This is a genomic window from Nostoc sp. CCY 9925, from assembly GCF_963920935.1.
In the GTDB taxonomy this organism is placed as follows: domain Bacteria; phylum Cyanobacteriota; class Cyanobacteriia; order Cyanobacteriales; family Nostocaceae; genus Nostoc.
Map to the genome: position 1 here is coordinate 1 of NZ_CAWUDO010000200.1, position 6,217 is coordinate 6,217.

General features: G+C 45.5%; 3 protein-coding genes. All 3 read left to right on the forward strand.

Annotated elements, in window-relative coordinates; translation table 11 throughout:
- The coding region (locus tag ACM0OY_RS39035) for a DUF4157 domain-containing protein (protein ID WP_414574072.1) at nucleotides 1-1,303 on the forward strand (1,303 nt) is incomplete at its 5' end.
- Between the two features lie 112 nt (nucleotides 1,304-1,415).
- Nucleotides 1,416-1,634, forward strand: a complete 219-nt coding sequence (locus ACM0OY_RS39040) for a hypothetical protein (RefSeq protein WP_414574073.1) — start codon at nucleotides 1,416-1,418, stop codon at nucleotides 1,632-1,634.
- 394 nt (nucleotides 1,635-2,028) lie between these two features.
- On the forward strand, nucleotides 2,029-6,217 hold a 4,189-nt coding region (locus tag ACM0OY_RS39045; protein WP_414574074.1), incomplete at its 3' end, for an eCIS core domain-containing protein.

The window sequence follows — 6,217 nt, forward strand, 5'->3', positions numbered from 1 at the left end:
AGAAGAAGAATTACAAATGAAATCTCTGGACAACAGCACACTGCAACGAGAGTCACTGCCAGAGGAAGAAGAAGACGAAGACGAAGAAGAAGAAGAATTACAAATGAAATCTCTGGACAACAGCACACTGCAACGAGAGTCAGCGCCAGAGGAAGAAGAAGACGAAGACGAAGAAGAAGAAGAATTACAAATGTCGTCGATGGTGCAGCGTCAGGCGAAAGCTGGGATGGCTGCTAATGCAGACTTGGAAGCGTCCATCAACCAAGCAAGGGGTAGTGGACAGCCGATGGCCGAGAATATCCGGCAACCGATGGAACAGGCCTTTGGGGCTGATTTCAGTGGCGTGAAGGTTCACACGGATGCTCAATCAGATGAGTTGAATCAATCAATTCAGGCGCGTGCTTTCACCACAGGGCAAGATGTGTTCTTTCGGCAAGGCGAATACAATCCTGAGAGTCGGGGCGGTCAAGAGTTGTTGGCGCACGAACTGACACACGTTGTGCAGCAGAGTGGGGGGGCAGTGCAGCGAAAAGTAAACCAAAGGGCAAGTCAACTAGGTTCTTCTCAAGTTATACAAACCTTTTCAGTTAAATCCCCATCCGCCCAGGAAAATTTGATCAATGAGCATAAAAACAATCAAAAAATCCTCCAAAAAGGATGGGATGCAACTAAAGTAGATGAACTTGTAAATTGGTGTAAATCAGAAAACCAATACAATAGTTTTATTCAGAATCTGTCCTATGAAAATTGGAAGGTATTAGAGCAAGATTTTGATGGTAAAGATTTGCCTAATAAAGTGCTTGATACATGGGTCAAATACCAGGACGCTAATCAAGAAATTCAGAAATTGACTAACTTTATCGGCTATAAAGGTTCTAAAGGAACAACCTGGAGCAAAGGCACAGAAGGTTACGACTGGAGTGCTTGCTACATAGCCACTAATCAAGATCAAGCTGAAGGTTACATTGGGGAAGCTGGAAATGAGACAGGAATAGCCTCTCTGTGGGAACTTAAATTAACAAAAGAATTGCCTGTATTATCGATAAGAGGCGGCTTTATCGACCAAGATAATATACCAGGGGATTTTAAAGCATTGGTCTTGAAAAAGGTGTTCAATATTAATGTCAGTGAGAAATTAGTTCCTTATCTGGGAAGCAAAGGTTACGCTTATATGGGGCCTGGTGGAGACGCTGGTCAAGAAATGGCTATGCCGTGGGGGCTAGTTGATGAATATTTTTCAAAGAGAAGAATTAAAGAATATCAGGTAGCTAACTATGAGATTAAATCGACGCGTAATTTATAATTCCAGGCGATTTATAATATAAAATATCACTGGTTAACCGGGAATATTAACATTGTAGTAATATTTTTTGGGATTATTATGAGATTATACCTAGTTAACCAGCAATAGCACCATGAGCAATCCCAAGCCAGTACAAACCAAAGAATTCAAAGAACAACAATTTAAAGTGTATGCAGAGGAATTGACGGAGCCGTTATCCAAGAAGGTGACGGGAGTTAAGTTACCACAAAGCATTCATGATGCGCTACATGCACTTCCACAAGAAGAGAGAGTGAAATATTTGCGAGGCATTATTAGTGAAGCAGTTAGGCGAGATTTAATTGAATCCTGAGGTAGTCGTACAAGTGATATTGCGACTTTAAGGTGTGTTAACAACGTAGAGCGATCGCCTGATATTGTAGGATGGATTTGCCTTGATTTGAGACTTTTGATTAATTGTCTGGGAGAGAAAAAGGCTTATCCCAAGCGTATTGGCATATTATTACTTGCCAAAGTCTTTAGCTGTCAACGAAAGTTCACAACTCAAATCATTAAAAAACTGACATATTCCCAAATTTGTCGGCAAAGCACAACGTAATTGTCGTCCTTAAAGAGAAAAAGCAACTTGATTTTGCATTGATTGTAGACTTTTGATTAATTGTGTGGGAAGTGCGATCGCACTACTCTAAATATCTGTATCAGCATAATCATCCACCCTACTGCTCGGCGGGCATCAGGAGAAGCAAATGAGAGAACGCGTAGCCAAGCCCAAAAAAGCTAGCACTAGTTCCTTCTCAATACCTAAACTCAGACAACCGACGCGCGGTTTTGGTTTAAACTCCTCTGGGGTCTTGCGCCAAACAACTGCTGAATTGCCATCCCTCAACAAACCTCTAGGACATGACATTAGTCGAATCTCGCTACATCAACAAACAATAACTAAAGTTAACCAGCCGGAAGATGTTGAGGAACAAGAAGCCCAGACAGTAGCACCACAGGTGATGCAGGAGATGAATGAGCCTGAAAATCACCAAACTGTGCAACGGGAAGAACTGCCAGAAGAAGAAGAGGAACGGACAGGGGCAGAATTTCAATCTCAGGAATTAGAAGAATTACAAACGAAGCCTGTTGATTCTTCTCCCCAAGTAGTTACTGAGGAGCAACCAAACGAACCCGTTACCCACGACATTAGTCGAATGTCACTACGCGTGCAAACAAAACTCACAATTAATCAGCCAGGAGACATTTACGAACAGCAAGCTGATACAGTAGCACGCCAGGTAATGCAGAAAATAAGTGAGCCTCGAAATCACCAGTTTATCCAACACGAGGCATCACCAGAGACAGAATTACAAAGGAAATTTCTAGTTGGTTCCACCACTCCTCTGGTACAGCGCCAGGGTGGTGGGGTGGTAAGTACATCTAACCTAGAAACTTCCATCCAACAAGCACGCCAAAATGGGCAGCCACTCTCAAAGGATATCCGGCAACCAATGGAGGAGGCGTTTGGCGCTGACTTCAACGGTGTCAAAATCCACACAGATAGCCGCTCTCACGAACTCAACCAAACCATCCAAGCTCGTGCCTTCACCACAGGACAGGATATCTTCTTTCGTCAAGGAGAATACAATCCAGGGAGTTATGGAGGCAAGGAATTACTTGCTCATGAATTAACTCACGTTGTCCAACAAAACGGTAACGCAATAGGACGGCAAACAGACTCATCGGTAACAGCAGCAGTAACGCCAGATATAGATATTCAGCGGCTTTGTTACTCAGAGTGCGAACAGGAAGAGGAGCTTTTACAAGCGAAAGAACTTCCCGGTGGCACTATCGAACTTGCTCCTGATGTAAATAATCAAGCTTCTCAACAAACCACACAGGATGCTGCTGAGGTTGAGAACGATGTACGCCAGGAACTTGATAACAATCGCGCAACACAAGCAAGTCTTGGCGTTCAATCTCCCGTTGCGGCGGGAACAACAGAACCACCACCCGACGAAAACCCCGAAACACAACCTGAGTCTAAACAAAAGGCGTCGAACTCAGATGTGGTTGACAGCAATTCCGTTGAAATGGCTGCACCCGAAGATGGAACTCAAGCAGACAAGCCCAAAGATGATGTAGAAGCCGATGTCGCTGATAAGCAGAATCCAGAAGCGATCGCTGAAGCTGTCAGTCCGGAAATCAATGCAGATAAAGGTGATGATGTCAAGAGTGAAGACAAAGAAAAATCACCTGAATCACAAGCAGTGAAAGCAGGTATGGCTGAAGCTGTCAATCGCAAAAAGAAAGATATCAAAGATGAAGACGAACAAAAAGCACCCGAATCACAAGCACTAGAAGCAGCTGAGGGTGGTGAGGTTAATCCAGAAGGTTTGGAGAAAGCCGCCAGTCCGGAAACGAAAGCAAATCAAGGTGAACAGATTGGACAGCAAGCTAATGCCGTTCAAGGTCAAGGCTTAGAAAAATTACCTCAATCACAGAGTAATAACCCGAATCCGGAAAGCATGGCGAAAGCCGTCACCCCGGAAACTGTGGCAGAGAAAGAACAAGCTAAAACCGCCGTTTTGGCAGCGCAAACCGAGCAAAATGCCATAAATGCTCAAACGTCGCAATTAGTGGCAACAGGAATTAACTTTGCACCTCCGGAACAGGAAGAGACGGCTCAAGGAGAGGATGATGCCATCTTCCAAGAACAGCAAAAAGCTGAGGCGATGAATATTACAAATAGCTTTTTGGCTGAAGCAGCTTTGCGAGTGCAGACAATTACCCAACTGGGGCCAGGAATTGAAGCGCGTATCCAAGGTTCGACTGAAAATGCCAAAGCTTCTGTAATGGCGGCAGTTGAACAACAAAAGGCAACCGTTACTGCCCAAATTGCCCAGCAGCGCCAGCAAGTGCAAAGTCAAGCACAAGCAATAATAGCCCAAATTCAAACACAATATCAGGCAGCAGCAGCCACAACTTCCCAAACAACTGCCACAGAACGTCAAAAAGTTGCAACAGAATATACAACGTCTCTTCAGAAAGTAGATGAAAGTGAAAGCAACCAACTGGCGAAGATTGAAGAATTTTATACCCAGGCAAAAGAGAAATACCGTGCTGCTGGCACCAAAGTAGGCGATGAAGCGATCGCCTTTGGAGAACAAAAAGCAACTGCATGGGAAGCTCAAATTACAGGTAAAGATGATAACTTCTGGGACGGCCCACTTACAGATAACCGACTCAAGGCCAGAGCCAAAGCAGCCAGAGAAGTAGCCCAACAATACAAAGAGGGGTTAGTTGACGAAGGCAATAAACAAGCTGATGCCGTAGATCAGGGCAAACCCAAGGATATTGAAGGAATCCATAATATTGCTAATCAGTCTCGCCAACAACTGCAAACTCTCCAACAACAAACTTTAGACAATTTAAACTCTGTTGAACAGCAAGTTTTGTCTCAACTCGCAGACGCACAAACTCAGTTGACTCAAACGGCTAACCAAACTCTGCAATCTACATTACAAACTTTAGACCAACAGCAAGCTGCCCAATTGCAATTGTTGTCAGTTTATGGTCAAGGGCAAGTATCGGCAATTGAACGGGATGCCCAAAAGGCGATCGCTTCCATCCAAGATGGCATCAACCAAGCTGCTGCCAGTCTGCAAACTGCCATCCAAGATACCCAAGCCCAACTTGAAGGAATGTCAGCCCCGAATCCAGAGGAGTTGAGCGCCACTCTAGCAGAAATCTTGGCGCAGTTTGACAGCTCTGTGGCTAAAGTCCAAGAGCAAACCGAACAAGGCATTACAGCATCGCAAGAAGGTATTGCCCAAGGAGGGCAGCAAGCGGTTACTGCGGTGAATGGTATTGCCCAAAGTGGATTGGAAGAGTCTGCTGCTGTTTCTCAAGAAGCTAAGACGAGCTTAACTAACTTAAATCAAGGCGCTACAGACACCTTCAATCAAATTCAGCAAGCCTTCACAACCACAGTCACCAATACCACCCAAACAGCCGTCACAGGTTTTGGTCAAGTCACTCAAGGAATTCAAACCGCTTTTGACCAGAGTAACCAAAACATGGAGACTAACTTCCAAAAGAGTGTCAATGACTTGGAAGAAGGTCTGCGTGGGTCAATCCAAGGAGACAAACAGCCAAATCTCGACTCCGATATCCAAAAATACGCTCAAGAAGCAGCAGATAAAGAACAACCGCGCTGGAAAACAGTCCTGAAAGTTTTGCTAGTCATTGCTGTAATTGTTGTGGCGATTATCGTTGCACCAGCAGTGATTGGGGCTGTGGGCGCCTTAGCTGGGGCATTGGGAGCAGGTGCAGCTTTAGCTGGGGGAATCGGTGCAATTGTTGGTGGGGCGATCGTTGGCGCTGTGGCTGGTGCTGTGATTCAGATAGGCAACAACGCCATCGACGGCAAGAACCTGCTGGATGGCGTGGGTAAAGCAGCCTTGGCTGGGGCGATCGGTGGTGCTTTGGGTGGTGCTGGTGGTGTATTCGGTAACATGTTGGCTCAAGCCGGTAGACTGGGGACAGGGCTGACTCAATCGTTCTTAAAGTTTGGCATTGATGTCGCCTTTGATATTGCTGGTGGTGTCTTTGGCAACTTAGCAACAGGAGAACCCATCACTTTAGAAGCAGTTCTCATTGGTGCTGCCATCGGTGCGGCTGTGCAGATTTCTACAGCAAACCTGGGTAGACTTGGTAGATTTGGTCGCGGTGTTCAAGGTATGCAAACCAGAACTTTCCAAGCTGGAGAAAGGTTTGGTACTTCGCTAGGAAATGGAATTAGGAATGGCTTCGGCGGTCAAGTTGATACACCGACAATCGGTAGTCCTGATGTGGATGCACCAAATGTTCAACGTCCGGAAACTGAGACGCCAAGGAGCGATCGCCCAGAAGAAATAGGCGAGTCTAGCGGCACCAGAAGCGATCGCCCAC

Bases quoted from the DNA above. Each gene is read 5' to 3' on its own strand.
- ACM0OY_RS39040 (WP_414574073.1), top strand. From the start codon at position 1,416: ATGAGCAATCCCAAGCCAGTACAAACCAAAGAATTCAAAGAACAACAA.